Origin of the sequence: Streptomyces sp. NPDC004266, assembly GCF_042874095.1 — a bacterium.
Lineage (GTDB): Bacteria > Actinomycetota > Actinomycetes > Streptomycetales > Streptomycetaceae > Streptomyces.
This window is the reverse complement of record NZ_JBIAMM010000007.1, coordinates 242,980-267,923: the sequence shown is the minus strand read 5'-3', so window position 1 is coordinate 267,923 and position 24,944 is coordinate 242,980. Positions and strand designations below refer to the sequence as shown.

General features: G+C 72.5%; 18 protein-coding genes, 1 tRNA gene and 1 pseudogene. 13 read left to right on the top strand and 7 right to left on the bottom strand.

Going from position 1 to position 24,944, the window contains the following annotated elements:
* The first annotated feature begins 36 nt into the window (after positions 1–36).
* Together ACFYUZ_RS19290 and ACFYUZ_RS19285 are read left to right on the top strand one after the other, a co-directional pair.
* Entirely contained in the window at positions 37–594 is a 558-nt protein-coding gene (locus tag ACFYUZ_RS19290; protein ID WP_389310731.1) for a PadR family transcriptional regulator, read from the top strand.
* 70 nt (positions 595–664) lie between these two features.
* Positions 665–2,389: an acyl-CoA dehydrogenase family protein gene (locus ACFYUZ_RS19285; RefSeq protein ID WP_389310729.1), complete on the top strand. Its 1,725-nt coding sequence runs from the start codon at positions 665–667 to the stop codon at positions 2,387–2,389.
* 7 nt (positions 2,390–2,396) lie between these two features.
* On the opposite strand, the gene ACFYUZ_RS19280 is transcribed toward ACFYUZ_RS19285, so the two are convergent.
* The 4 genes from ACFYUZ_RS19280 to ACFYUZ_RS19265 all read right to left on the bottom strand — a co-directional run bounded on the left by ACFYUZ_RS19280 (position 2,397) and on the right by ACFYUZ_RS19265 (position 5,750).
* Positions 2,397–2,741: an SCO0607 family lipoprotein gene (locus ACFYUZ_RS19280; RefSeq protein ID WP_389310727.1), complete on the bottom strand. Its 345-nt coding sequence runs from the start codon at positions 2,739–2,741 to the stop codon at positions 2,397–2,399.
* 144 nt (positions 2,742–2,885) lie between these two features.
* On the bottom strand, positions 2,886–3,758 hold the full coding sequence (locus ACFYUZ_RS19275; RefSeq protein WP_389310725.1) for a serine protease: 873 nt from the start codon (positions 3,756–3,758) through the stop codon (positions 2,886–2,888).
* 164 nt (positions 3,759–3,922) lie between these two features.
* Positions 3,923–5,149 carry an alcohol dehydrogenase catalytic domain-containing protein gene (locus ACFYUZ_RS19270; protein WP_389310723.1) on the bottom strand — a complete coding sequence of 409 codons (1,227 nt, stop codon included), beginning with the start codon at positions 5,147–5,149 and terminating at the stop codon, positions 3,923–3,925.
* A gap of 289 nt (positions 5,150–5,438) precedes the next feature.
* Positions 5,439–5,750: an STAS domain-containing protein gene (locus tag ACFYUZ_RS19265; RefSeq protein ID WP_389310721.1), complete on the bottom strand. Its 312-nt coding sequence runs from the start codon at positions 5,748–5,750 to the stop codon at positions 5,439–5,441.
* A gap of 192 nt (positions 5,751–5,942) precedes the next feature.
* Here ACFYUZ_RS19265 and ACFYUZ_RS19260 point away from each other — a divergent pair, with 192 nt between their 5' ends.
* The 7 genes from ACFYUZ_RS19260 to recQ all read left to right on the top strand — a co-directional run bounded on the left by ACFYUZ_RS19260 (position 5,943) and on the right by recQ (position 13,349).
* A complete protein-coding gene (locus tag ACFYUZ_RS19260) occupies positions 5,943–6,221 on the top strand; it encodes a polyprenyl synthetase (RefSeq protein WP_389310719.1) in 279 nt (92 codons plus the stop codon).
* Positions 6,211–7,266 (top strand): polyprenyl synthetase family protein, encoded by a 1,056-nt coding sequence (locus ACFYUZ_RS19255; RefSeq protein WP_389310717.1) that lies wholly within the window; start codon positions 6,211–6,213, stop codon positions 7,264–7,266. Before ACFYUZ_RS19260 ends, ACFYUZ_RS19255 begins: the two co-directional genes overlap by 11 nt.
* A 22-nt stretch (positions 7,267–7,288) precedes the next feature.
* Positions 7,289–8,452 (top strand): oxygenase MpaB family protein, encoded by a 1,164-nt coding sequence (locus ACFYUZ_RS19250; protein WP_389310715.1) that lies wholly within the window; start codon positions 7,289–7,291, stop codon positions 8,450–8,452.
* Between the two features lie 108 nt (positions 8,453–8,560).
* A tRNA-Leu gene (locus ACFYUZ_RS19245) sits at positions 8,561–8,645 on the top strand.
* A gap of 126 nt (positions 8,646–8,771) precedes the next feature.
* A complete protein-coding gene (locus tag ACFYUZ_RS19240) occupies positions 8,772–9,239 on the top strand; it encodes a hypothetical protein (protein ID WP_389310713.1) in 468 nt (155 codons plus the stop codon).
* Positions 9,240–9,348: 109 nt separating this feature from the next.
* Positions 9,349–11,163 (top strand): ABC transporter ATP-binding protein, encoded by a 1,815-nt coding sequence (locus ACFYUZ_RS19235; RefSeq protein ID WP_389310711.1) that lies wholly within the window; start codon positions 9,349–9,351, stop codon positions 11,161–11,163.
* Positions 11,164–11,240: 77 nt separating this feature from the next.
* On the top strand, positions 11,241–13,349 hold the full coding sequence (recQ, locus tag ACFYUZ_RS19230) for a DNA helicase RecQ (RefSeq protein ID WP_389310709.1): 2,109 nt from the start codon (positions 11,241–11,243) through the stop codon (positions 13,347–13,349).
* 265 nt (positions 13,350–13,614) lie between these two features.
* Here recQ and ACFYUZ_RS19225 read toward each other — a convergent pair whose 3' ends face one another.
* A complete protein-coding gene (locus tag ACFYUZ_RS19225) occupies positions 13,615–14,922 on the bottom strand; it encodes a YhgE/Pip domain-containing protein (RefSeq protein WP_389310707.1) in 1,308 nt (435 codons plus the stop codon).
* 200 nt (positions 14,923–15,122) lie between these two features.
* Here ACFYUZ_RS19225 and ACFYUZ_RS19220 point away from each other — a divergent pair, with 200 nt between their 5' ends.
* Positions 15,123–17,636 (top strand): ATP-dependent Clp protease ATP-binding subunit, encoded by a 2,514-nt coding sequence (locus ACFYUZ_RS19220; protein WP_389310705.1) that lies wholly within the window; start codon positions 15,123–15,125, stop codon positions 17,634–17,636.
* Positions 17,637–17,945: 309 nt separating this feature from the next.
* Here the strand turns inward: ACFYUZ_RS19220 and ACFYUZ_RS19215 are convergent.
* Positions 17,946–18,437, bottom strand: a pseudogene (locus tag ACFYUZ_RS19215) (hypothetical protein); the annotation flags it as partial.
* A 232-nt stretch (positions 18,438–18,669) separates the two neighbouring features.
* Between ACFYUZ_RS19215 and ACFYUZ_RS19210 the strand changes: the two are divergent.
* Positions 18,670–20,589 carry an FUSC family protein gene (locus ACFYUZ_RS19210; RefSeq protein ID WP_389310704.1) on the top strand — a complete coding sequence of 640 codons (1,920 nt, stop codon included), beginning with the start codon at positions 18,670–18,672 and terminating at the stop codon, positions 20,587–20,589.
* A gap of 7 nt (positions 20,590–20,596) precedes the next feature.
* Here ACFYUZ_RS19210 and ACFYUZ_RS19205 read toward each other — a convergent pair whose 3' ends face one another.
* On the bottom strand, positions 20,597–22,882 hold the full coding sequence (locus tag ACFYUZ_RS19205; RefSeq protein WP_389311007.1) for an FdhF/YdeP family oxidoreductase: 2,286 nt from the start codon (positions 22,880–22,882) through the stop codon (positions 20,597–20,599).
* 260 nt (positions 22,883–23,142) lie between these two features.
* Between ACFYUZ_RS19205 and ACFYUZ_RS19200 the strand changes: the two genes are divergently transcribed.
* Both ACFYUZ_RS19200 and ACFYUZ_RS19195 read left to right on the top strand, forming a co-directional pair.
* A complete protein-coding gene (locus tag ACFYUZ_RS19200) occupies positions 23,143–24,132 on the top strand; it encodes a Dyp-type peroxidase (RefSeq protein WP_389310702.1) in 990 nt (329 codons plus the stop codon).
* Complete coding sequence (locus ACFYUZ_RS19195; protein ID WP_389310700.1) at positions 24,129–24,944, top strand: family 1 encapsulin nanocompartment shell protein; 816 nt, start codon at positions 24,129–24,131, stop codon at positions 24,942–24,944. The genes ACFYUZ_RS19200 and ACFYUZ_RS19195 overlap by 4 nt, the downstream gene beginning before the upstream one ends.

The window sequence follows — 24,944 nt, the reverse complement described above, 5'->3', positions numbered from 1 at the left end:
TTGCTATGCAACTCGTTGCATAGCAAGATCGGGCGCATGGCGCTCGACCACGCGATCCTCGTGTCCCTGCTGGAGAAGCCCGGATCCGGCTACGAGCTGGCCCGGCGCTTCGAGCGGTCCATCGGATACTTCTGGACCGCCACCCACCAGCAGATCTACCGCGTGCTCAAGCGCATGGAGAGCGACGGCTGGGTGGACGTCCGGGACGTCCCCCAGCAGGGGCGCCCGGACAAGAAGGAGTACTCCGTCGCCGGCCCCGGCCGGGACGCGCTCTCCGCGTGGCTGGCCGCACCGATCGAGCCCGAGAGCGTGCGGCACGACCTCGCGGTGAAGATCCGGGGCGCCGCCTTCGACGATCCGGCCGCGCTGATCGGCGAGGTCGAGCGGCACAGGCGGGCGCACACCGACCGCCTGGAGCACTATCTCGCGGGCGAGTCCCGGGACTTCCCGGCGTCCGGCGCCGACGGCCCGCTCGACGCCGAGCGGGAGCTCCAGCACGCCGTGCTGCGCGGCGGCATCGCGTACGAGCGGATGATGATCGCCTGGCTCGACGACGTCCTCGCCACGCTCGCCCGGTTCGAAGCCGAGCGCTGAACCGGGCCGCACCACCCACTCCCGAGCCCGTACCACCCACCCCTCGTCCCGAGCCGGAAAGGCGGACGTCATGGCCGACCCGCTGCTGTTCAACCCGCACACCTACGATCCCGCCCACTTCGACCCGGAGACCCGCCGGCTGCTGCGCGCCACCGTGGACTGGTTCGAGGCGCGCGGCAAGCGACGGATCATCGAGGACTACCGGACCCGGGCCTGGCTCGGCGACTTCCTCGCCTTCGCCGCGGAGGAAGGGCTCTTCGCGACCTTCCTGACGCCGTCCTCCGCCGCGGGCGAGGACGAGGGCGACAAGCGCTGGGACACCGCCCGCATCGCCGCCCTCAACGAGATCCTCGGTTTCTACGGCCTCGACTACTGGTACGCCTGGCAGGTCACCATCCTCGGCCTCGGCCCGGTCTGGCAGAGCGACAACGCCGCCGCCCGCGCCCGCGCCGCCGAACTCCTCGCGCAGGGGGAGGTGTTCGCCTTCGGCCTCTCCGAGAAGTCCCACGGCGCCGACATCTACTCCACCGACATGCTCCTGGAACCCGACGACGAGGGCGGCTTCCGCGCCACCGGCTCCAAGTACTACATCGGCAACGGCAACGCCGCCGGGCTCGTCTCCGTCTTCGGCCGCCGCACCGACGTCGAGGGCCCCGACGGCTACGTCTTCTTCGCCGCCGACAGCCGCCACCCGGCGTACCACCTCGTCAAGAACGTCGTCGACTCGTCGAAGTTCGTCAGCGAGTTCCGCCTGGAGGACTACCCCGTCGCCGCCGAGGACGTCCTGCACACCGGGCGCGCCGCCTTCGACGCCGCCCTCAACACCGTCAACGTCGGCAAGTTCAACCTCTGCACCGCCTCCATCGGCATCTGCGAGCACGCGATGTACGAGGCCGTCACGCACGCGCAGAACCGCGTCCTCTACGGCCGCCCGGTCACGGCCTTCCCGCACGTGCGGCGCGAGCTGACCGACGCCTACGTCCGGCTCGTCGGCATGAAGCTCTTCAGCGACCGCGCCGTCGACTACTTCCGCACCGCCGGTCCCGAGGACCGCCGCTACCTCCTCTTCAACCCGATGACGAAGATGAAGGTGACCACGGAGGGCGAGAAGGTCATCGACCTGATGTGGGACGTGATCGCCGCCAAGGGCTTCGAGAAGGACAACTACTTCGCGGAGGCCGCCGTGGAGATCCGCGGTCTGCCGAAGCTGGAGGGCACGGTCCACGTCAATCTGGCGCTGATCCTGAAGTTCATGCGCAACCACCTGCTCGACCCGGTCGCGTACGAGCCCGTCCCGACCCGTCTGGACGCGGCCGACGACGCGTTCCTCTTCCGGCAGGGCCCGGCGCGGGGGCTCGGCTCGGTCCGCTTCCACGACTGGCGGCCGGCCTACGAGGCGTACGCCCATGTGTCCAACGTGGCCCGCTTCCGCGAACAGGCCGACGCGCTCTGCGAGTTCGTGCTCAAGGCCGCGCCCGACGAGGAGCAGAGCCGTGACCTCGACCTGCTCCTGGCCGTCGGCCAGCTCTTCGCGCTCGTCGTCCACGGTCAGCTGGTCCTGGAGCAGGCCGCCCTGACCGGCCTCGACGAGGACGTGCTCGACGAGCTGTTCGCCGTCCTCGTCCGGGACTTCTCCGCGCACGCGGTCGAGCTGCACGGCAAGGACTCCGCGACCGAGCAGCAGCAGCTCTGGGCGCTCGGTGCCGTCCGGCGCCCCGTCGTCGACGAGGCGCGGTCGGAGCGCGTGTGGCAGCGCGTCGAGGCGCTGTCGGGCTCCTACGAGATGGCGCCCTGACGGCCGGTCAGTCCCGCACCACCCGGCCCTCGGCGTCGAAGACGGTCGTGGACCAGTGGCGGTCCCACTCGTCGTCGACCCACTCGGGCACCTGGCCCGCCGGGTAGCGGACCCAGCCCTCGGGCGGCTCCTGGCCGTCCGCCACGCAGTCGCCGCCGGTGGCGTTGCCGACGGCCTTGACCGGGTACTGGCCGGGGCTGCAGACCCGGTCGTGGATCTGGAACCCGCAGCCCGTCAGGAGGAGGGCCGAGGTCAGGCCCGCGGCGACGAGGCCGGGGAGGGAACGACGGGCGAACGCCCCGCCGGTCGTGCGGGGGCGTGGACGGGGTCGTCGGGTCTGCTGCGTGGTCACGGTCACGGGCCTCTCTCGCTGGTGGACACAGTCTCGGCGAGTCCGAGGTCTCCGTGATGAGTACGCGTACTCAATCGGCCGTGAGTGGGACGGCGCCTCCGCCGGCCGCCCGGACAGGGGCGGCCGGCGGAGACGGCCGGGGCGTTACGGCTTGGGCAGGGTGCAGCCCGGGCGGTTGAGGTCGATCACGTTGCCGGCGCCGATGCAGGGGACGATCGTGTACGTCTCCTGGGCGTAGTTGATGCCCTGGCGGACCGTGACGGCGCCGCTCTCGTCGATCTCGCACGGGTTGTTCACGGTGCAGCTCTCACCGCTCTCGTTGCCCGTGTTGTTGACGGCGACGACCTTGCCGGTGGTGGTGTCGATGACGGGCGAGCCGGAGGTGCCGCCGATCGTGTTGCACGCCGAGGTGTAGCGGACCGAGTCCTTCCAGGTCCAGTCGCCCTCCTTCATGCGGTACACGAAGCCGTCGACGTTGCAGCTGTAGATCCGCTTCCAGTAGCCGGAGACGACCTTGATCGACGAACCCTGGACCGGGTGGGCGTCGTTGAGGGTCAGGGCGCTGATGCCGTACGTGCTCTGGATCTGCGCGTACGTCTTGGTCAGCTGGTAGATCGAGATGTCCGTGTCGGTCATCGTGCCGTACGCGATCTTGCTCGCGCGCAGGGTGCCGACGCCGGTGCCGGCCGAGTTGAGCAGGGTGAACGAGCGGCTGGAGCGCCGGTCCTTGACGACCTGGCCGGGCCCCGGCATGCCGGTCTCCAGGCAGTGGCCGTTGGAGAGGACGAGCGCGGGGTCGCTCGGCAGGGAGCTCGGGGTGCGGACGACGGAGCCGGAACAGTTGCTGAGCGCGACCGTTCCCGCGAAGTCGACGGCGGTCACGGCCTGCGCCTGGGGTGCGGAGGCCGGGGCCGGGGCCTGTGCGACCGTCTCCCGGGGTGCGGAGGCCGCGGCCGGGACCGCTGTCGCGCCTGCCAGGAGCAGGGCGAGCAGGGCGCCGGCGAGAGGCTTCTTCATGTGGGGGTTCCCCTCTGATGGCTGTGCAACCGAAGATCCTTCGGTTGTCATGCACATTCTTTGAAGGAGGAACCCCAACTGGCAAGACCACGGCCAGGGTTGAGCCGAAACGCGTCAGGGCCGCTTCGGAACGGTCCGAAGCGGCCCCGGGGGCGTCGCGGCGATCAGGCGGCCGGCGGCCCCTCGGCGGGAGTCCCGCCGCCCGACAGGTGCGCGCCGGGGGAGAAGAGGATCTTCACGGCGCCGTCGCGCTTGGCCTGGAACATGTCGTAGGCCTCGGGCGCCGCGTCCAACGGCAGCCGGTGCGTGGCGAAGCCCTCCACGCCCAGGGGATCGTCGTCGGTGAGCAGGGGAAGCAGGTCGTCGACCCACCGCAGCACGTTGGCCTGCCCCATGTGGAGCCGGATCTGCTTGTCGAACATGGCGAACAACGGCATCGGGTCCGCGGCGCCCCCGTACACCCCGGAGAGCGACACGGTCCCGCCGCGCCTCACCAGCTCCACCGCCAGGTGGAGCGCGGACAACCGGTCCACGCCGAAGCGCCGCATCATGCGCCCGGCGAGCCCGTCCGGAAGCAGGGCGACCATCGTGTGCAGCCCCTTGGCCACCGGGGCGCCGTGCGCCTCCATGCCGACCGCGTCGATCACCGCGTCGGGGCCCCGCCCGTCCGTGAGGTCCCGCACCCGGTCGATCAGCTCGTCGGACAGGTCCAGGGCCCGCACCCCGCGGGCCGCCGCGCGGTCCCGCCGACCGGGCACGGGGTCGATGCCGACGACGAGGCCGGCGCCCCGCAGCAGGGCGATCCGCGACGCCATGTCGCCGATCGGACCGAGGCCCAGGACCGCGACCGAACCGCCCGGCGGGATCTCGGCGTACTCGACGGCCTGCCAGGCCGTCGGCAGCACGTCCGAGAGATAGACGAAGCGGTCGTCCGGCGGTCCGTCCGGCACCTGGATCGGCAGGGTGTCCCCGAACGGCACGCGCAGGTACTCGGCCTGGGCGCCCGGCACCTGCCCGTACAGCTTCGTGTAGCCGAACAGGGCGGCGCCCGTGTCGTACGCGTGCACCTGCGTGGTCTCGCACTGGGAGTGCAGCCCCCGCGAGCACATCGCGCAGGTGCCGCAGGACACGTTGAACGGCACCACGACCCGCGTGCCCGGCCGCAGCCGCCGCACGTCCGCGCCCACCTCCTCCACCACGCCCATCGGCTCGTGCCCGAGGACGTCGCCGGCGTCGAGGAACGGTCCGAGGACCTCGTACAGATGCAGGTCGGAACCGCACAGCCCGCTCGACGTGATCCGAACGATCACGTCCGTGGGCTTCCGCAGCACGGGGTCCGGCACCTGCTCCACCGAGACCTTCCGTCGGCCCTGCCACGTGACGGCCTTCATGGCGGCCACCTTCCCGTCCGTCCGGGACGAGGGACGCTCCCCCGGCCCGGGAGCTCGGCGATGTCGCTGCGGCGGCTACCCGGGGCGAGCGGGCCTACTCGCCCCGCCCCGGAGCGGCTCGTCGTCCGCGGGGACGACCGGCCACCGGCACCCGCCACGGCCGCCGCACGCACCACGCGGCGGCCCCGCCCGTGCCCACCGGCGCGGGGCCGGTGGGCACGGGCGGGGCCGGTGGTACGGAGCCGGTGGCCCGGCGCGGTGACGCGATGACACGAAGAGGCGGACCGTCTCAGCCCGGCACGGCCGGGCCGAGGACGAAGAGGCCCTCCGTGCCCGTGAGCTCCAGCAGCCGCACCATCTGATGGCTGGGCGCCGCGAGCCTGAGCGTGTGCCCCGAGACCCACGCCCGCTCCCTGGCGGCCAGCAGCGCGTTGAGCCCCGCGGAGTCGCAGAACGACGAGTTCCGCAGGTCGACGACGACCTCGGAACCGGGGGGTGTCCCTTCGACGGCCTTCAGGAGCGCGGCGCGCAGCTCCTCCGCACTGTTGAGGTCCATGTCGCCGATCACACGGATGACGTACGGATCGTCACGGACTGTCATCACAAGCCTCCTCGTACGTCCGGCACCTGCCCGCCACGGCCCGCTTCACGCCTCGCGCGGCCGGCCGCGCGGGACTCCCGCCCGACTCGTACGTATCGACGAGTGGATCACTCGTTGGTGAGTTCCGCCGCTCCGCCCGCCGCCCGGCCGTCACGCTGGGCGCGAAGGGTGACAGGGGACCGGGGAGTGGACGTGACGCGAGGATCGGGAGCCCGTGGGGGTCTGGACGAGCGGGCGGTGTTACTGGCGGCGGGGCTCGCGGATCTGGCGGTGAGCACCCTCGGCTCGGGGCTCGGGCTCGTGCGGGGGCTGCTGAGGCGGTCGGACGCCGCCGAGATGGCGGCCGAGGCCGAGCGGGACCTGGAGGCGCGCGGCCGTCTCGTGCTCGACCGGTACGTGTCCCCACCGCTGGCGCACCTGGAGGTTCTCGCCCGGCACGTGCTGGCGCGGCGGGCCGGCGATGGCGGCTGAGCGCTGGGACCCGGCCGCGTTCAAGGCGCGCGTCGACGAGGTGCTGCGGAGCCACGTCGCCCTGGAGGCAGAGGAGCTCACGGCGGTCGACCCGGCCCTGAGCCCGGTGGCGGACCAGCTGGAGGCGGCGGTCGCGGACGGCAAACGGCTGCGGGCCGCGTTCTGCTACTGGGGCTGGCGCGCGGCCGGGCAGCCCGACAGCGACGCGCTGGTGCGGGCGGCGGCGTCCATGGAGCTCGTGCACGCGGCCGCCGTCGTGCACGACGACCTGATCGACGACAGCCCGCTGCGGCACGGCCGGCCCACCGCGCACGTGGCCCTGCGCGGCGCGGTGGAACACCACCCGCGGCCCGCCGCGGGAGCCAGGTCGCTCGCGATGCTGGTCGGCGACCTGCTCATGTCGCTCGCCGGGCAGCTCTTCGTCACCAGCGGCCTGCCCGCCGCCTATCTCGGCCGGGCCCGACCGCTCTGGGCGGCGCTCGCCCGGGACCTCGTCGCGGGGGAGTCCCTGGAGATCCTGCGGACGGGCGCCGCCCCCGACACGACGGCCTCGCTGAAGGTGATCCGCTACAAGACCGCCAAGTACACCGTCGAGCAGCCCCTGCTGATCGGCGGCGCCCTGGCCGGGGCGGGCGGGCGCCTGCGCGAGGGCTGCTCCGCGTACGGGGTGCCGCTGGGCGAGGCGTTCCAGCTGAGGGACGACCTGCTCGGCCTGTTCGGGGATCCCGGCGCCACCGGCAAGGCCGACGCCGACGACGTGCGCGGACACCGGCCCACGACCCTGCTCGCCGAGACCTGGCGGCTCGCCGACGACGGGGAACGCGGACGGCTGCGCGAGCTGCTCGGCCGGCGCGAACCCGACGGGGACGCCCTGGAGGCCGTACGCGAGGTGATGCGGCGGCTGAAGGCGCCCGACCGGGTCGAGGCCATGATCGCCGAGCGGGTCGGGGAGGCCCTCCGCGTCCTCGACGAGCTGAACCTGCCCGCGGCCCCCGCCGCCGCGCTCACCGCCCTGGCGCACTCGGCCACGGTCCGCCGTTCCTGACGCAGAACAAGGAGCCCTGCCCATGACCCCCACCGAGGCGTCCATGGACGCCCTGCGGCACACCGGCGACGAACTCGCCGACGCCACGGTCGCCACCCTCTTCGAGCGGGGGGAGGTCGGCACGTTCAACACCCTCATGCGGTACGTCTCCACCGCCGGCTCCCCCCTGCCGGACGGGCTGCCCGAGGTCGCCCGGGAGTACCTCCACGCCACGAGCACCCCGCCGTCCTGGGTGGACTGGGGGGAGATGGAGAAGGCCCGGCTGTTCTTCGTCGACAACAACGTGCACATCTCCACCGCGCTCTCCTTCGCCTCCATGCCCGCCTGCTACCTCGTCCCGCACGTGGCGAGGCTGCTGTCGGCGACGCACGGTCTGAAGTACCCCTCCAAGCGGATGGCGGAGACCGGCCAGTTCACCGTCTACCTCATGCGGCCCGACGCCTTCGAGGCCGGTGGCCGTTTCGTCCCGGCCGCGCAGAAGGTCCGGCTGCTGCACGCCTCCATCCGGCACCACCTCCGGCGCGAGAACCGCTGGGACGTCGAGGCCTCGGGGGTGCCGATCTGTCAGGAGGACATGATCGGCGGGCAGATGTTCTTCTCGATGCTCGTCCTCGACAGCCTGCACCGCCTCGGCATCCACCTGTCCTCCGAGGGCGCCGACGCCTACTACTACGCCTGGCGCGTGGTCGGCGCGATGCTGGGCGTCGACCAGGACGCCGTCCCCAAGACCCTCGAAGAGGCCCGCCGCTTCCTCGACCTGTACATGATCCGCCACATGGGGCCGTCCCCCGAGGGCGTCCACCTGACCCGGCAGCTCATCGACCTCTACGAGGAGGTCGTCCCCGGCACCTTCTTCGACCCGATCGTCTCCGCGCTCATCCGCTACCTCGTCGGCGACACCTGCGGCGACTGGCTGGAGGTCCCCCGCACGCCCTGGGACACCGTCGTCAAGTCCGTCCCCCACCTCCTCGGCGTCCTGGAGACCATCGAGGACCGCTCCCCGCTCGGTGCCTGGGCCCTGGACCGCCTCGGCCACCTCACCACCGTCCTCGAACTGTCCTCCCTCACCCGCGGCCGCGTCATGCACTACGCCATCCCCGAGCACCTCAAGAAGGACTACGGCCTCCCGACGGGACCGCCGCGCACCCACCGCTGGACCCCGCCGCCCGCCACGGTCTCCCCCTGACACCCGCCCCGCCCCGCTGACCACCGGAAACGTGGGTGAAGAGCACCCCGAAGGCCTGGTAGATTGTTCTCTGTCGCCGCGGGGGAAGCCCCGGAGCGACAATCACCCGTCCGGGTGGCGGAATGGCAGACGCGCTAGCTTGAGGTGCTAGTGCCCTTTATCGGGCGTGGGGGTTCAAGTCCCCCCTCGGACACAAGAGAAGCACCACGTGGTGGTCGGGAATCCCGGCCACCACGTGGTGCTTCCGTGCGTCGGCACATGACAACGGGGGTGGCCGATGGGTCCGAGTGGTCCGCGCCGAACGGCGGTCGGGGTCCTGATGGCGCTGAGTCTGGTCGGCGGCTGCGGCGGCGCGACCGGACCACAGGCCCGTTCGGCCTCGCAGCGGCCTCCGGAGGCGGAGGTCAGGACGGACCGGGAACCGGTCGAGAGGCGGTTCCCGCAGTTCGGGAGGTTCACCGGCGTCGAGTGGGCGGCAGCGCCCCTCGGTCATGCGGATTCCCGCGTGCCCGGCCCCACCGACGTCCGGCTCTCCGGTGTGGCGACCCTCGCGAAGGCGGACGTGGAGCGGCTCCTGAAGGAGTACCGCTGGGTGCCCGCCGAAGAACCGCCGACCGTCCTGGGAGGCATCGCGCCCAGGGTGCCGGAGGGCGCGAAGTGGCGGACGAGCGAGGAGTTCACCTCCGAGGTCACCCGGAACGTGTACAGCGGCGAGTTCCACCTGGATGCCGCGGCGGGCCTCATGGTCTTCGACGCCGTCAACGCCACCGAACCCAAGGGGTCCTGACGGGCCGTGTGCCCCGACCGGACGGTCGGACGAAAATGCTTGGACCGCGAGGGCGCCCGCACGGGAGACTCCTTTTGCTCACCTTCGGTACGACAGCACAGGGTTGGGTATGGGATCACCTGAATCGCACGAAGGTCTACCGAACAAAGGCTCGGTACTCCTCGCGGTCCGCTTCTACGCACGGGAACTGGCCCGCCTCCGACGGCTGGCCGCTCCCGCCCTCCTCCTACCGGCACTCGGCAACATCGCCATCAACTACATCGCCCCTCTGATCGTCGCCAAGCTCGTCGGCCATCTCGCCGACGGCGGCACCGGCGGCCTCGGCCCGCTGCTCCCGTACGTCCTCGGCTTCGCCGGCGTCCTGCTGCTCGGAGAGGCCCTGTGGCGCGTCGGGCTGCACTGCCTGAACCGCGTCGACGCCCACGGCATCGAGAACCTGTACGTCATCGGCATGGACGAACTCTTCGCCAAGGACGCCGCGTTCTTCCACGACAACTTCGCCGGATCGCTCACCAAGCGCGTCCTCAGCTTCGCCTCCCGCTTCGAGGAGTGCGTCGACACCCTGACCTTCTCGGTCATGGGCAGCTTCGTGCCGCTCGTCTTCGCCTCGGTGGTGCTCTGGCGGTACGACCCGCTGCTCGTCGTCGGACTGCTGCTCCTCATCGCGGTCACCGGCGTGGGCGTGGTGCCGCTGGTCCGCCGTCGGCAGGCGCTCGTCGCCCGGCGCGAACAGGCGATCGCCCGGGTCTCGGGCCACGTCGCCGACAGCCTGACCAACATGGACACGGTCCGGTCCTTCGGCGCCGAGCGCCGCGAGGCCGCCGAGCACCGCTCCCGCGTCGCGGAGTCGCGGAAGCTCACCCTGCGCTCCTGGGACTACGGCAACCTGCGCATCGACACGCTCGTCGCGCCGATGTCCGTCCTGACCAACGTCCTCGGACTCGTCCTCGCCGTCGCCCTCGGCGGGGGAGACCACGGCGTGGAGGCCGTCATCGTCGCCTTCACGTACTACGCCAACGCCACCCGGATCATGTTCGAGTTCAACCAGATCTACCGGCGCCTGGAGAGTTCGATGACGGAGGCCGCGCAGTTCACCGAACTCCTCCTCGACGAGCCGACCGTCCTCGACCCGGAGACCCCGGAACCCCTCCGGCCCGCGGACGCCGAGGTCCGGTTCGAGAAGGTCACCTTCGCCCACGCGGGAGCCGAGCCGCTCTTCGAGGACCTCGACCTGGACGTGCCCAGCGGCGCGAAGATCGGATTCGTCGGCCGGTCCGGAGGCGGCAAGACCACCCTCACCCGGCTGCTCCTGCGGATGACGGACATCGACGGCGGCCGGATCACCATCGGCGGCCAGGACATCAGCCGGCTCCGGCAGGCCGAACTGCGCGGCATGATCGCGTACGTGCCGCAGGACCCCGCCATGTTCCACCGCACCCTGCGGGACAACATCGCCTTCGCCCGGCCGGAGGCCACCGAGGCCGAGATCCGGCGCGCGGCCGAGGCGGCACACGTCACGGAGTTCGCGGACGCCCTCCCCGAGGGCTTCGACACCATGGTCGGCGAGCGGGGCGTGAAGCTGTCCGGCGGCCAGCGCCAGCGGGTCGCCCTCGCCCGGGCGATCCTGCGCGACGCCCCGATCCTGCTGCTCGACGAGGCGACCAGCGCCCTGGACTCCGAGAGCGAGATGCTCGTGCAGGACGCGCTGTGGCGGCTCATGGAGGGACGGACGGCGCTCGTGGTCGCCCACCGGCTGAGCACGGTGGCCACGATGGACCGGCTCGTCGTCCTCGACCGCGGACGGATCGTCGAGCAGGGCACGCACCAGGAGCTGCTCACCGCCGAGGGCGCCTACGCGAAGCTGTGGCAGCACCAGTCGGGCGGCTTCATCGACGACGCCCCCGCGGGGGCCGGCGTGCGCTGACGCCGGCCCCTCGGGGGTTTTCCACAGGTTGCTCCGGGCCGGGCCGGGGTGTCGGCGCGGACGGATAGGCTTCAGAAATGGTCCTTCCCGACGCCTCTGCCGCTCCTGACGCTCCCGCCGCCCCCGACGCCTCCGCCGAGACCTCCGACGCCGCCCGGGTGCTGCACCGCGTCTTCGGCTACAGCTCCTTCCGCGGGGAGCAGCAGGAGATCATCGAGCAGGTCGTCGGCGGTGGCGACGCGCTCGTCCTGATGCCGACGGGCGGCGGCAAGTCGCTCTGCTACCAGATCCCGGCCCTCGTCAGAGCGGGCACGGGCGTCGTGATCTCGCCCCTCATCGCCCTGATGCAGGACCAGGTGGACGCGCTCAGAGCGCTCGGGGTGCGGGCCGGCTTCCTGAACTCGACGCAGGACCCGTACGAGCGGCAGGCCGTCGAGCAGGCGTTCCTCGCGGACGAGCTGGACCTGCTCTACCTCGCCCCCGAGCGGCTCCGCACCGAGGGCACCCAGCGGCTCCTCGACCGGGGCACGGTGTCGCTCTTCGCGATCGACGAGGCACACTGCGTCGCCCAGTGGGGCCACGACTTCCGGCCCGACTACCTCGCCCTCTCCATGCTCCACGAGCGGTGGCCGAAGGTGCCGCGGATCGCCCTGACGGCGACCGCCACCGAGGCCACCCACGCCGAGATCGCGAAGCGGCTGGGCCTGGAGGACGCCCGGCACTTCGTCGCCGGCTTCGACCGGCCGAACATCCAGTACCGCATCGTCCCGAAGAACAACCCCCTCAAGCAGCTCCTGGAGCTGATCAGGACCGAGCACGACGGGGACGCGGGCGTCGTCTACTGCCTCTCGCGGGCCTCGGTGGAGAAGACGGCCGCCGCCCTCGTGGAGCACGGCATCGACGCCGTGCCGTACCACGCGGGCATGGACGCCCGGACGCGCGCGGAGAACCAGGCCCGCTTCCTGCGGGAGGACGGGGTCGTCGTGGTGGCGACCATCGCCTTCGGCATGGGCATCGACAAGCCGGACGTGCGCTTCGTGGCCCACCTCGACCTGCCCAAGTCGGTCGAGGGCTACTACCAGGAGACCGGCCGCGCGGGCCGCGACGGGGAGCCGGCCACGGCATGGCTGGCGTACGGCCTCCAGGACGTCGTCCAGCAGCGCAAGCTCATCGACGGCTCCGAGGGCGACGAGACGCACCGCCGCTCCCTGGCCATGCACCTGGACGCCATGCTCGCCCTCTGCGAGACGGTCGACTGCCGCCGCGTGCGGCTCCTGGAGTACTTCGGGCAGACCGGCAAGCCCTGCGGCAACTGCGACACCTGCCTGACGCCGGGGGAGTCCTGGGACGGGACCGTCGCCGCGCAGAAGCTGCTGTCCACCGTGTGGCGGCTGGCGAAGGAACGGCGGCAGAAGTTCGGCGCCGGTCAGATCATCGACATCCTCCAGGGCAAGAGGACGGCCAAGGTCATCCAGTTCGACCACGACCAGCTGTCCGTCTTCGGCGTCGGGTCGGAGCTGGGCACCGCCGAGTGGCGCGGGGTCGTCCGCCAGCTCCTCGCGCAGCGGCTGCTCGCGGTGGAGGGCGACTACGGCACGCTCGTGCTCACCGAGGACAGCGGCGAGGTCCTCGGCGGACGCCGCCAGGTCCCGATGCGCAAGGAGAAGGCCCCCGCCCCCGCCCGCAAGGAGCCCGGGGCCCGCTCCGGCAAGGGCGCGCGCGTGCCGGTCGATCTGCCCGCGGCCGCCGTGCCGGTCTTCGAGGCCCTCCGCGCCTGGCGGGCCGCGACGGCGCGCGAGCAGGGCGTGCCGGCGTACGTCGTCTTCCACGACGCGACCCTCCGCGAGATCGCGACCCGCATGCCCGCCGGCGTCGAGGAGCTCGGCACCATCGGCGGCGTCGGCGAGGCCAAGCTCGCCAAGTACGCCGAGGGCGTCCTCGCCACCCTGGCGCAGTCCGGGGGCGCGGGGACGGACGGCGCGGGTCCCGGTGATGCCACCGCCTCCTCCGCGTCCGCCGGTCCGGCCGCGTCCGCGCCCGCCGCCGGGGCAGTCTCCGGTGCCACGGCCCCGGCCGCCTCCGTGCCGTCGGCGCGCAGGGCGGAGCCGGACCTTCCGCCCTCCTACGACGAGGAGCCGCCGTGGGACGAGGACGAGCTCGAACCGCCGTGGGACGAGGACGAGTAGCCCGGGGCGTCCCGCGCGCCGGAGGCCGTATGGAGACACCAGCTTCCGCCCCGACACCGGCTCGGGCAGCGGCCAGGTCGCCGGCGACAACGCGGCCTCCGCCTACGACTGGTACGACGGCTGCTCCGCCGACGTGTACCACGGCGCCGGCTACGAGGGCGCCTGCGACCACGTCGGCAGCCGGTCCGGCGTCTCCACGCCGGTGAACACCTGAACACCCGGAACGACAACCGGTCCGTCCGGTTCGGCGCCTCCTGGTGCTCGCTCACTCGGGCTGCGGCGTGAGGCGCCGCAGCCCCCTGCGGTCGTAGTAGTGGGTCATGGCGAAGCCGAACGCCAGGGCCCCCGCCGTGCCGACCGCGATCATGATCCAGCCGCGGGCGAGCCCCGCGTCGGCCTGGGCGTCGAAGTACAGGATGGACCGGACGCCCGAGCTGAGCTGGTGCATCGGCTCGAAGATCCCCAGGAACCGGTAGAAGGCGGGGGTGGCCTCCAGGGGGACGGTCGCCCCGGAGGAGGGGAGGGCCAGCGCGATGAAGACGAACATGGACACGAGCTGGCCGATGCCGCCGAAGGCCGCGTTGATGGCCTGGACGCCCAGGCCGACGGCGACCGTCGCGCAGTAGGAGAAGAGCCACAGCATCGGCAGGTGGTCGGCGTCCATGTCCAGGATCCCGATGGTGGCGACCATGACGAGCGTGGTGGTCAGGAGCGAGATCCCGGCGGTCATCAGCATCTTCAGGACGAGCGTCTGGGTGCGGCTGACGGGAACGGTGGGACGGCGGGTGTGCCAGGGGCCGATCTCGCTGTCGGCGTAGCCGAGCGCGGTGTCGACGCCGCTGTTGACGAGGTTGCCTCCGATGAAGCCGCCCAGGACGAGCAGCAGCGTGTAGTAGAAGGCGGTCAGGCCCAGGCCGCTGTGCCGGCCGATCGGATGGCCGACGCGGGTGACGACCGCGACGGGGTCGGACAGGAGCACCCGCGTGGTCGGCACGGCGGAGGTGGCCGCGAGCCGCTTGCCGATGGTCAGCGAGGCCTGGTGGGCCGCGCTCTGGTTGATCTGGGACGCCAGGGACGAGCCCAGGCTGCCGAGGCCGGGGTTGGTGAGCACGGTCAGCGTCGGACGGGTCGTCGCCCGGTTCGTGGTCAGGGCCGCGACGGACGCGGTGAAGTCCGCCGGGACGACCAGGGCGCCGAAGACCTTGCCGGAGGCCAGCGCGTCCTGGGCGGCGGCGCTGCCGAGGCGGCGCCAGTCGATGGTGGTCTTCGAGGAGCCCACCGCGGCGACCGAGTCGGTGATCTGCTTCCCCAGGTTCTCCCGCTGCCCCGGCAGCGGGCGGCCCTCGTCCTCGTCGACCAGGGCGATGGGCAGCCGGTCCAGGTGGTCGCTCGGGCTGAGGATGCCGCCCATGTAGAGGAGCGACAGCAGCAGCGACACCAGGGCGCACAGGACGGTCGGCACGAGCCACAGCCTGGCGTTCCGCACGAGCGCGGAGGCGCGGACCTGGGGCCCGGGGGCCGGGTCCGGTCCGGGGGCCGGGTCCGGAGGATTCGGGGGGAGCGCGGAGGTCATGGGGCCATCGTCGGCGGACAGAGCCGCGATCGGGGCATTTCGGGCGTCCGTACGGGGGGGCGTGTCGGCTCCGCACGGGGTGGCGGGCCGGCTTCCGTACGGGGCGGGAGTGTCGGCATGCCGCCGACCGCTCCGATTGCGGAGCGGTCGGCGTCGGGTTTGAGTGGGGAGGCCCCTCTTTCGCCTCCTCAGGAGCAGCCATGTCGATGGCGTTCGGTTCACCCTTCGGTTCGTCGGATCCGTTCAGCGACCTGTTCAACCGGTTCTTCGGCATGTCGCCGGCCTCGTCGCCCCCGGCAGTGCAGCGCGTGCCCATCGGGCGGTTGCTGACCGAGTCCTCCCACGAACTGCTGAACACGGCCGCGCGCAAGGCCGACGAGGACGGCAGCTCCGACCTCGACACCGAACACCTCCTGTGGGCGGCGACCCAGATCGAGCCGACCCGCCGGCTCCTCTCCGAAGGCGGGGTGAACCCCGACCAGCTCGCCGAGCAGCTCGCCCAGGTCCTTCCCCGGGAGTCCGCCGAACCGTCCGCCGAGCCCGGCCTCACCCCGGCCGCCAAGCGGACCCTCGCCCTCGCCCACGCCACCTCGCAGGCGTCCGGCGTCTCGTACATCGGCCCCGAGCACATCCTCAGCGCACTCCTCGGCGACGCCGGCTCCGGCGCCTCCCGCTTCCTGCGGGCCGAGGACCTGGACGTGAAGAAGCTGCGCGGCCTCACCGACCAGGCGGCCCGCCCCGAGCAGGGCGCCGCCCCCGCCGCCGCGAAGCAGCCGGCCACGACCCTCGACGAGTACGGCCGGGACCTGACGGAGGAGGCCAGGGCGGGGAAGCTCGACCCCGTCGTCGGCCGGGCCGACGAGATCGAGCAGACCGTCGAGATCCTCTCCCGCCGCTCCAAGAACAACCCCGTGCTCATCGGCGAGCCCGGCGTCGGCAAGACCGCGATCGTGGAGGGCCTCGCCCAGCGCATCGTCGCGGACGAGGTCCCCGACACCCTGAAGGGCAAGCGGGTCGTCTCCCTGGACCTGTCCGGCATGGTGGCCGGGGCGCAGTACCGGGGACAGTTCGAGGAACGCCTCAAGAAGGTCATCGAGGACGTCCAGGAGGCGAGCGGCGACATCATCCTCTTCATCGACGAACTGCACACCGTCGTCGGCGCCGGCGCCACCGGCGAGGGCTCGATGGACGCGGGCAACATGCTCAAGCCCGCCCTCGCGCGCGGCGAACTGCACGTCGTGGGCGCCACCACCATCGACGAGTACCGCAAGCACATCGAGAAGGACGCCGCCCTCGAACGCCGCTTCCAGCCCGTCCTGATCCCGGAACCCACCGTCGAGGAGACCGTGCAGATCCTCGAAGGACTGCGGGACGCCTACGAGGCCCACCACCAGGTCCGCTTCGCCGACGGCGCCCTCGCCGCGGCGGCCGAGCTCTCCGACCGCTACATCAGCGACCGCTTCCTGCCCGACAAGGCCATCGACCTGATGGACCAGGCCGGTGCGAGGGTACGGCTCCGCAGCGGCGGCCGCTCCACCGAGGTCGTCAGCCGCCAGGACAGGCTCGCCAGGCTGGGGCGCGAGAAGGACCAGGCCGTCGCCCGCGAGGACTTCGAGAAGGCCAAGGAGCTCAAGGAGCAGATGGCCGAGATCGAGGGCGAGCTCGCCGGGATCGAGGAGCGCCGCGAGGGCGTCGTCTCGGTCACGGCCTCCGACATCGCCGACATCGTCTCCCGCCGCACCGGCATCCCCGTCTCGCAGCTCACCGCCAGCGAGAAGGAGAAGCTCCTCCGGCTGGAGGAGGAGATGCACGCCCGGATCGTCGGCCAGGACGAGGCGGTCACCGCCGTCTCCGAGGCCGTGCGCCGCAACCGGGCCGGCATGGGCGACCCGAACCGGCCCGTCGGCTCCTTCCTCTTCCTCGGCCCCACGGGCGTCGGCAAGACCGAACTCGCCAAGACCCTCGCCGAGCTGCTCTTCGGCGCCGAGGACCGCATGATCCGATTCGACATGAGCGAATTCCAGGAGAAGCACACGGTCGCCCGGCTCGTCGGCGCGCCCCCCGGATACGTCGGCTACGAGGAGGCCGGCCAGCTCACCGAGAAGGTGCGCCGCCAGCCGTACAGCGTCGTGCTCTTCGACGAGGTCGAGAAGGGGCACCCCGACGTCTTCAACACGCTGCTCCAGATCCTCGACGACGGGCGCCTCACGGACGGACAGGGCCGCACGGTCGACTTCCGCCACTGCGTCGTCATCATGACGTCCAACATCGGCGCCCACCGCATCCTCGCCCACGAGGGCGACGCCGCCGAGCTCAAGGACGAGCTGATGGAGGACCTGCGGGCCCGCTTCCTGCCCGAGTTCCTCAACCGCATCGACGACATCATCGTCTTCCACAGCCTCACCGAGAAGGACCTGTCGGAGATCGTCGACCACCTCCTCGACCGGAGCAAGCGCCGCGTCCACGCCCAGGGCATGACGCTGGAGGTCACCGAGGCGGCGAAGAAGCTGCTCGTCGCCCACGGCTACCAGCCGGCCTTCGGCGCCCGGCCGCTGCGCCGCACGATCCAGGCGGAGCTCGACAACAGGATCGCCACCCTCCTCCTCGGCGGCGAGGCGGAGCCCGGCGACACGATCGTCGCGGACGTCGTCGACGACTCGCTGCACTGCACGGTCCGCAAGCACGAGGAGGCGGGGAGCACCGCCGTGGCCTGACGGCCACCGCGCGAGAGCCGGGCACGGGGCCGTCCCGAGCGGCCCCGTGCCCCCGTCTCACCTCGGTACGGAGTCCCCCGGGAGGCGGTCCAGCGTGCCGGCGACATCGGTGCGGCCCGCGACCTCCCTGAGCGCGCGGGCCATCACGGACTCCGGCTCCCGGACGACCGTCACCAGGCCGACCGGCACCGAACGCGCCGGCTCCGTCATCGGCACCGCCCGCATGCCGTGCGGCACCCCGAAGACGTGCAGCCAGGTGTGCGGCACGATGCCGGCCCACCGGCCGGTCCGCACATGGGCGAAGAGCGGCCGGCCGGAGACGTAGAAGAGGGCCTCGTCGGGGGAGTCGAGCGCCGTGAGTGCGTCGGCGAGCAGCCCGAGCGCCTCGTCCCAGCCGATCGGCTCGTAGTGCGTCGCACCGGGCCGCTTCACCATCGGCTCGGTGAGCCGGCCCTGCTGGTTCAGCCAGTAGTCGGACATGCCGTCGAGCTCCGCGATCGAGTGCTCGCGGAAGAAGTCCCGCGTGACGCGCCGCGAGGCGGCCTCGTCGTTGATGTGCTTGGCGCCGTTCTCGCAGTACTCGTTCCGGTGCCGCTCGCCCGGCGCCGGCTCCGGCCAGGCGCAGCCCGGGCAGTCGATGCCCTTCGGCTGGTTGATGTTCAGCAGCGTCAGCGCGGTGCGCCGCGGGGACGTCTGGCCCAGGGAGTACTCCAGCGCGTGAGCCACCGCGGGCAGCCCCGTCGCCCAGGTCTTCGGCGGGGTGACCTTCAGGTCGTCGACCGGGTCCTCGATGCCGCTCATGCTCTGGCCCGCCTCATTTCCTCGCGAATACCGGATTTCTGGCCGCAGAGCAGATTCGGCCCGTCCCCGAGCGAAGTCAAAGAGAAGTTTTCGATGAGCCGACAGGTGCGGCCTATCGCTTGTCCTTTCTTGCCTCGGAGCGGCTCGGACCAGCGCGGACAGGGGATGTGGATGACGTCATCGGAAATGCCTCTTTGACTTGCGAAGGGAATTCGCCGAGGGTGATCGGGTCATGAATTCCTGTCGCCGGCGCCCGTCGGACGGACCGCGGCGCGCCGTCGCCCGTCTGGGGAGCGCGCTCTCCCCGAGGGGCGCGCTCGCCCTGCAGAGCGTGGACGGCTCCCTGTCCTTCGCCCTGCGCGCCGCGCTCGCCATGGCGCTGCCCGCCCTGCCGATGGCGCTCGCGGGGCGGGCCGACCAGGCCGTCTACGCGATGCTGGGATCCTTCACCACCACCTTCGGCCGCGACCTGCCCTACGCGCGCCGCGCCCGTGTGCTCGCCGTCGTCGCCGTGGCGATGACCGCGTGCGTCGGCTGCGGGGCGGCGCTCGCGGCCTGGGCCCGTCCCCGGGACGGGGGAGCGGGCGCCGCGGTGACGGTCGCGGCCACGGCCCTGGTCGCCGGTCTGGCGAAGTTCGCCTGCGACGCGGCCCGGCTGAGCGGTCTCGGCGCGGTGCTGCTGCTGTTCTCCTTCGCGGTCGCCGCCAACGGCGCCTCGTCCCCCGCCGACGTCCTGCCCCGGGCCGGCCTGGCCGCGTGCGGAGCGGCCGTCGCCTGGACCCTCGCCGTGGCGGGTTTCCTCGTGCACCCGGACCGTCCGCGGCGGCTCGCCGTCGCCGCCGCCCTCCGCGAGCTCGCGGACCTGTGGGAGGCGGGCGGCGAGACCGGGGCCGTGCGGCACCGGGCGACCGCCGCCGTCCTCCAGGCGTACCGCACGCTCGGCGTCCTGCCCCCGTCGGGCGCCGAACGGCGCGGCCGGGGCGACCTCTGCGTACGCCTCGCCGATCTGTCCTGGTCGCTGCTCGTCGGCTCCGCCCGTCGGCCGCCGAACGACCCGGCCGGCCTGGCCCGCGCCCTGCGCCGCCAGGCCGGACTGCTCGCCGGCCGCCGTCGGCGGGCCCCACGGCTCCTGCCCGAGTTGACGCTCCCCCTCCTGATCGCCCGGGCCGGCCCGCCCGCCCGGCCCGGCCCGGGCGGCGAGCCGTCCGGAACCGGGACGCCCGCCCCTGGACCCGCTCAGGGGGCCGGATCCGGCCCCGCCCCTCGACTAGGCCTCGCATCCGGACCCGCTGCCGCCCCTGGACCCGCTGCCGCCCCCGGGCCCGCTGCCGCCTCCGGGCCCGGACCGGGCCCGAGGCCCGGACCGGTGCCGGCCGGTCCGACCACCCTGCGCGCCGCCGAACTCCGCGCCGCCGCCCTGGTGGCGGGGCCGGCGCACGGCCGCGCGGCGGTCCTCCTCGTGCCGGCCCTGCGGATGGTCCTCGGCACCGGCCTCGCGGGCGGGGCGGCCCTCCTCCTGGGACTCGGGCACGGCTACTGGGCGGCGATCTCCGCCGCCGCCGTCCTCCACTCGGTCAACGTGCGGACGGCGGCCCAGCGGGCCGTCCAGCGCACCCTCGGCACGATCGCGGGCCTGCTGCTCGCCCTCGGCGTCCTCGCCCTGGGGCCCGGGCCCGTGGCGCTCGTCCTCGTGATCGTGCTCCTGGAGTTCCTCCTGGAGTACGTCGTCGCCCGCAACTACGGCCTCGGCGTCGTCTTCCTCACCCCGCTGGCGCTGCTCCTGACCGATCTGGCCGCGCCCGCCCCGCCCGGGGCCCTCGTGCAGGACCGGGCGCTGAGCAGCGTGCTCGGGATCGGCATCGCGCTCGGCTGCGCGCTGATCGTGGTCCACGACCGGGCGGCGGTACGGGCGGAGCGCGCGCTCGCCGCCTGCACGGCGGCGTCGGAGCGGGCCGAACGGGCCCTGGGGGAAGGGGCCGTGCGGTCGTTCCCGCTCGTGCAGACGCGGCTCGCGGCGGCCGCGGTGGAGCTGCGGGAGGCCGACGACGCCGCGGCGGGCGAGCTGTGGCCGGCCGAGATCGACCCCACCGAGCTCGCCGCCGCCGAGCGGCGCGCGTACCTCCTCCTGGGCCGGCTGGCCCGCCGGGGGTGACCGGTCGTCAGGAGGCCGGCTCGATCGTCACCTTGACGTGCTTCATGATCGGCTGGTCGCTCTGGGTGCTGTAGTCGCCCAGGGCGCACAGCACGTTCATCTCCGGCATGTAGCCGGCCGCGCAGCCGCGCGGGATGTCGTACGGGACGGCGAGGTAGCCGTTCAGATGCCGTCGGCTGCCGTCCTTGGCGGTGCTCGTGATGTCGACGGGGGCCATGTCGGCGATCCCGCGCTCGCGCATGTCCGCCCGGTTCATGAAGACCAGCGTGCGGAGGTTCCTGATGCCCCGGTAGCGGTCGTTGTCGGAGTAGATCGTGGTGTTCCACTGGTCGTGGGAGCGCATGGTGCCCAGGGCCAGGACGCCGGGTTCCGGAAGGACGTCCGGCAGGGGCGGGCTCGCGAACTCGGCCTTGCCGGACGGTGTGAGGAAGACCAGCTCGCGGGCGGGCTGCTTGATGCGGAAGCCGAGGGGCAGCCGTACGCGCCGGTTGAAGTCCTCGAAGCCGTCGAGGGCCTTCGCCATGGTGTCCCGGATGCGGTCGTAGTCCTCGACGTACCACTCCCAGGGCGTGGCGCTGTCGGGCAGCGCGGCCCTCGCCATGCCCGCGATGATCGCCGGTTCGGAGAGCAGGTGCGGCGAGGCGGGCCGCTTCATGCCGATCGACATGTGGACCATGCTCATCGAGTCCTCGACCGAGGTGCTCTGGATCCCCTTGCGCTGGTGGTCCTTCTCGGTCCGGCCGAGGCAGGGCAGGATGAGGGCCCGGCGGCCGTGCACGACGTGGCTGCGGTTCAGCTTGGTGCTGACCTGGACGGTGAGCTCGCACCTGCGCAGCGCCTCGTAGGTGTACGGGGTGTCGGGGGCGGCGAGCGCGAAGTTGCCGCCCATGCCGACGAACACCTTCACGTCGCCGTCGTGCATCGCCTTGATGGTGCCGACGGTGTCCAGACCGTGCGCCCGGGGCGGCTCGATCGCGCAGACCTCGGCGAGCCGGTCGAGGAACTCCTCGCCGGGGCGGTGGTCGATGCCGCAGGTGCGGTTGCCCTGGACGTTGCTGTGGCCGCGCACGGGGGAGGGGCCCGCGCCCTCCCGGCCCAGATTGCCGCGGAGCAGCAGCAGGTTGACGATCTCCCGCACGGTGTCGACGCCGTGCTCGTGCTGGGTGATGCCCAGGCACCAGCTGATGATCGAACGGTCGGCCTCGCGGTAGACCCGCGTGGCCTCGAGGACGTCCGCGCGGCTCAGGCCGGACTGCGCCTCGATCTCCTCCCACGAGGTCGCCTCGCACGCCGCCCTGTACTCCTCGAAGCCGGTCGTGTGCCGTTCGACGAACTCCTGGTCCAGGGCCTTGGGGTCGGTGGCCGACTGCTCCAGGATCGCCTTGGCCATCCCGCGGACGAGCGCCATGTCGCCGCCGACGCGCACCTGGAGGTTGAGCGTGGACGTCTTCGTGGCGTGGAAGGTCGCCATGTCCTTGAAGTCGTGCGGGATGATCGCCCGTCTGGCGGCGGCCTCGACGAGCGGGTTGACGTGCACGATCCGCGCGCCCCGGGCGTGGGCCTCGGTGAGGGCGGTGAGCATGCGGGGGGCGTTGGAGGCGGCGTTGACCCCCATGATGAACAGCGCGTCGGCGGTCTCCCAGTCGGCCAGGTCGACGGTGCCCTTGCCGGTGCCGAGCGACGCCTGCAGGGCCCTGCCGCTGGCCTCGTGGCACATGTTGGAACAGTCGGGAAGGTTGTTCGTCCCCAGCTCGCGGGCCATCAGCTGGTAGAGGAAGGTGGCCTCGTTGCCGAGCCGGCCCGAGGTGTAGAACGAGGCCTGGTTCGGATCCTCCAGCTCGCGCAGGGTGCGGCCGACGAGTTCGAAGGCGTCCTTCCAGCTGATGGGGACGTAGTGGTCCGACCCGGGGTCGTAGACCATCGGCTCGGTCAGCCGGCCCTCGTTCTCCAGGTCGTAGTCCGTCCATTTCGCCAGCTCGGTCACGGAGTGGGCGGCGAAGAACTCGCGCCCGACCCGTCTGCGGGTCATCTCCCAGGTGACGTGCTTGATGCCGTTCTCGCAGATGTCCAGGTGCAGGCCCTTGGTGTCGTCCGGCCAGGCGCACCCGGGGCAGTCGAAGCCCGTGTTCTCGTGGTTCATCTTCATGATCGCGCGCGGGCCGTCCACCGGGAGGGCGCCCTCGCGCACCATGAACCGGGTCACGCTCTTCGCGGCACCCCAGCCGGCGGCCGGGTGGTGGTACGGACGGAACGCGGGCTCGCCGTCGGGCTCCGGGCCCACCCGGTGCTCCAGGGGTGCTCGCTCGTCCGGGGCGGTGTTCTCGTCCCGGGTGGGGCTCTCGTCCTGGTCGGTGCTCAAGGTGCTTCACCCTCTCGCCCTGCGGTCGCATGGGCATGATGGAACAAAAGGACCCCTTCGGGCAGGCTAAGGCCGCCACCAGGCGCCTGCCACCCCACGCCCGAAGGGGTGTCCGGGCTGCGTACCGGATCATGCGCCCCTAGGCTGACGCTGTCCCTTTCCTCCGCTTTTCGCCGACCTCTCGTGGGAGCGCCATGGTCGTACCCCAGTCCGTCGTCGCCCCGCCCTCGCAGGCGGCCGTCTTCCTGGTGGCCACCGTCAACCCGGGCGGTGAGACCGCGGTGCGGGAGGCGCTCCGGGACCTGACGGGACTGACCCGTTCGGTGGCGTTCCGCGCCCCCGACTCGTACCTCACCTGCGTCGCCGGCATCGGATCCGAGGGATGGGACCGGCTCGTCGGGGGCCCCCGCCCGCGCGAGCTGCATCCCTTTCCGGCGCTCCGGGGCCCCCGCCACCGCGCCCCGGCCACCCCCGGCGACCTGCTCTTCCACCTGCGAGCCCGGCGCCTGGACCTCTGCTTCGAACTGGCCAGGCACATCGTGGCCGCCCTGGGCGCCGCCGTGACCGTCGTCGACGAGGTGCACGGCTTCGCGTACTTCGACGACCGCGACCTGCTCGGCTTCGTCGACGGCAGCGAGAACCCCGAGGGCACGACGGCCGCCGACGCGGTCCACATCGGCGACGAGGACCCGGACTTCCGGGGCGGCAGCTACGTGATGGTCCAGAAGTACGTGCACGACATGGCGGCCTGGGACGCGCTCACCGTCGAGCAGCAGGAGCACGTCATCGGACGCGCCAAGGGCTCCAACATCGAGCTGTCCGACGACGCCAAGCCCGCCGACTCGCACGTCACGCTGAACACGATCACCGACGAGGACGGCGTCCAGCAGCAGATCTTCCGCGCCAACATGCCGTTCGGCCAGGTCGGCACCGGCGAGTTCGGCACCTACTTCATCGGCTACGCGCGGACGCCCGCCGTGACCGAGCGGATGCTGCGCAACATGTTCCTCGGCGATCCCCCCGGCACCACGGACCGCATCCTCGACTTCTCCCGGGCCGTGACCGGCGGCCTCTTCTTCGTGCCGAGCGCCGACCTCCTCGACGACCTCCCCGCCCCGCCGGCCGCCGCAGCCCCGGGGGAGACCCTGGGCATCGGCAGCCTGAAAGGAGCCCTCGCCCCATGACGTCCCCCGAGTCCACCAGCAACCTCCACCGCGAACTCGCCCCGATCACCGCGGCCGCCTGGGCCGAGATCGAGGAGGAGGCCCGCCGCACCTTCCGCCGCAACGTCGCGGGCCGCCGCGTCGTCGACGTCCCCGACCCGGCCGGACCGGAGCTCTCGGCCGTCGGCACGGGCCACCTCTCCGACCTGGCGGCGCCCGCGCCCGGCGTCACGGCACGGCTGCGCGAGGCGCGGCCCCTCGTCGAGGTCCGGGTGCCGTTCACCGTCGACCGGGCCGCCGTCGACGACGTCGAGCGCGGCTCCAAGGACTCCGACTGGCAGCCCGTCAAGGACGCGGCCCGCGCCCTGGCGCTCATCGAGGACCGCACGGTCTTCGAGGGGTACGAGGCCGCCGGGGTCGAAGGGCTGCGCGGCCGCAGCTCCAACCCGGTGCTGCGGCTGCCGACCGAAGCGCGCGACTACCCCGACGCGGTCAGCCGGGCCCTCACCGCCCTGCGGCTCGCCGGCGTCGACGGACCGTACGCCCTGCTGCTCGGCGCCGACCAGTACCGGGCGGTCAGCGAGACCTCCGACCACGGCTACCCGATCGCGGCCCACCTCGCCCGGATGCTCGACGGCTCCCCGATCTGGGCGCCCGCCCTCGACGGCGGCCTCGTCCTCTCCACCCGGGGCGGCGACTTCGAACTGCGCATCGGCCAGGACGTGGCGATCGGCTACACCGCGCACGACGCGGCCGGCGTGGAGCTGTACCTCCAGGAGACGCTGACCTTCCTGGTCTACACGGACGAGGCCGTCGTCGTCCTGGAGTCCTGA

Coding starts and splice junctions, on each gene's coding strand:
- ACFYUZ_RS19210 (WP_389310704.1), top strand. CDS start 18,670: ATGAATTCCTGTCGCCGGCGCCCGTCGGACGGACCGCGGCGCGCCGTC.
- ACFYUZ_RS19290 (WP_389310731.1), top strand. CDS start 37: ATGGCGCTCGACCACGCGATCCTCGTGTCCCTGCTGGAGAAGCCCGGA.
- ACFYUZ_RS19270 (WP_389310723.1), bottom strand. CDS start 5,149: ATGAAGGCCGTCACGTGGCAGGGCCGACGGAAGGTCTCGGTGGAGCAG.
- ACFYUZ_RS19225 (WP_389310707.1), bottom strand. CDS start 14,922: ATGACCTCCGCGCTCCCCCCGAATCCTCCGGACCCGGCCCCCGGACCG.
- ACFYUZ_RS19250 (WP_389310715.1), top strand. CDS start 7,289: ATGACCCCCACCGAGGCGTCCATGGACGCCCTGCGGCACACCGGCGAC.
- ACFYUZ_RS19255 (WP_389310717.1), top strand. CDS start 6,211: ATGGCGGCTGAGCGCTGGGACCCGGCCGCGTTCAAGGCGCGCGTCGAC.
- ACFYUZ_RS19275 (WP_389310725.1), bottom strand. CDS start 3,758: ATGAAGAAGCCTCTCGCCGGCGCCCTGCTCGCCCTGCTCCTGGCAGGC.
- ACFYUZ_RS19235 (WP_389310711.1), top strand. CDS start 9,349: ATGGGATCACCTGAATCGCACGAAGGTCTACCGAACAAAGGCTCGGTA.
- ACFYUZ_RS19220 (WP_389310705.1), top strand. CDS start 15,123: ATGTCGATGGCGTTCGGTTCACCCTTCGGTTCGTCGGATCCGTTCAGC.
- recQ (WP_389310709.1), top strand. CDS start 11,241: ATGGTCCTTCCCGACGCCTCTGCCGCTCCTGACGCTCCCGCCGCCCCC.
- ACFYUZ_RS19195 (WP_389310700.1), top strand. CDS start 24,129: ATGACGTCCCCCGAGTCCACCAGCAACCTCCACCGCGAACTCGCCCCG.
- ACFYUZ_RS19285 (WP_389310729.1), top strand. CDS start 665: ATGGCCGACCCGCTGCTGTTCAACCCGCACACCTACGATCCCGCCCAC.
- ACFYUZ_RS19240 (WP_389310713.1), top strand. CDS start 8,772: ATGGCGCTGAGTCTGGTCGGCGGCTGCGGCGGCGCGACCGGACCACAG.
- ACFYUZ_RS19200 (WP_389310702.1), top strand. CDS start 23,143: ATGGTCGTACCCCAGTCCGTCGTCGCCCCGCCCTCGCAGGCGGCCGTC.
- ACFYUZ_RS19265 (WP_389310721.1), bottom strand. CDS start 5,750: ATGACAGTCCGTGACGATCCGTACGTCATCCGTGTGATCGGCGACATG.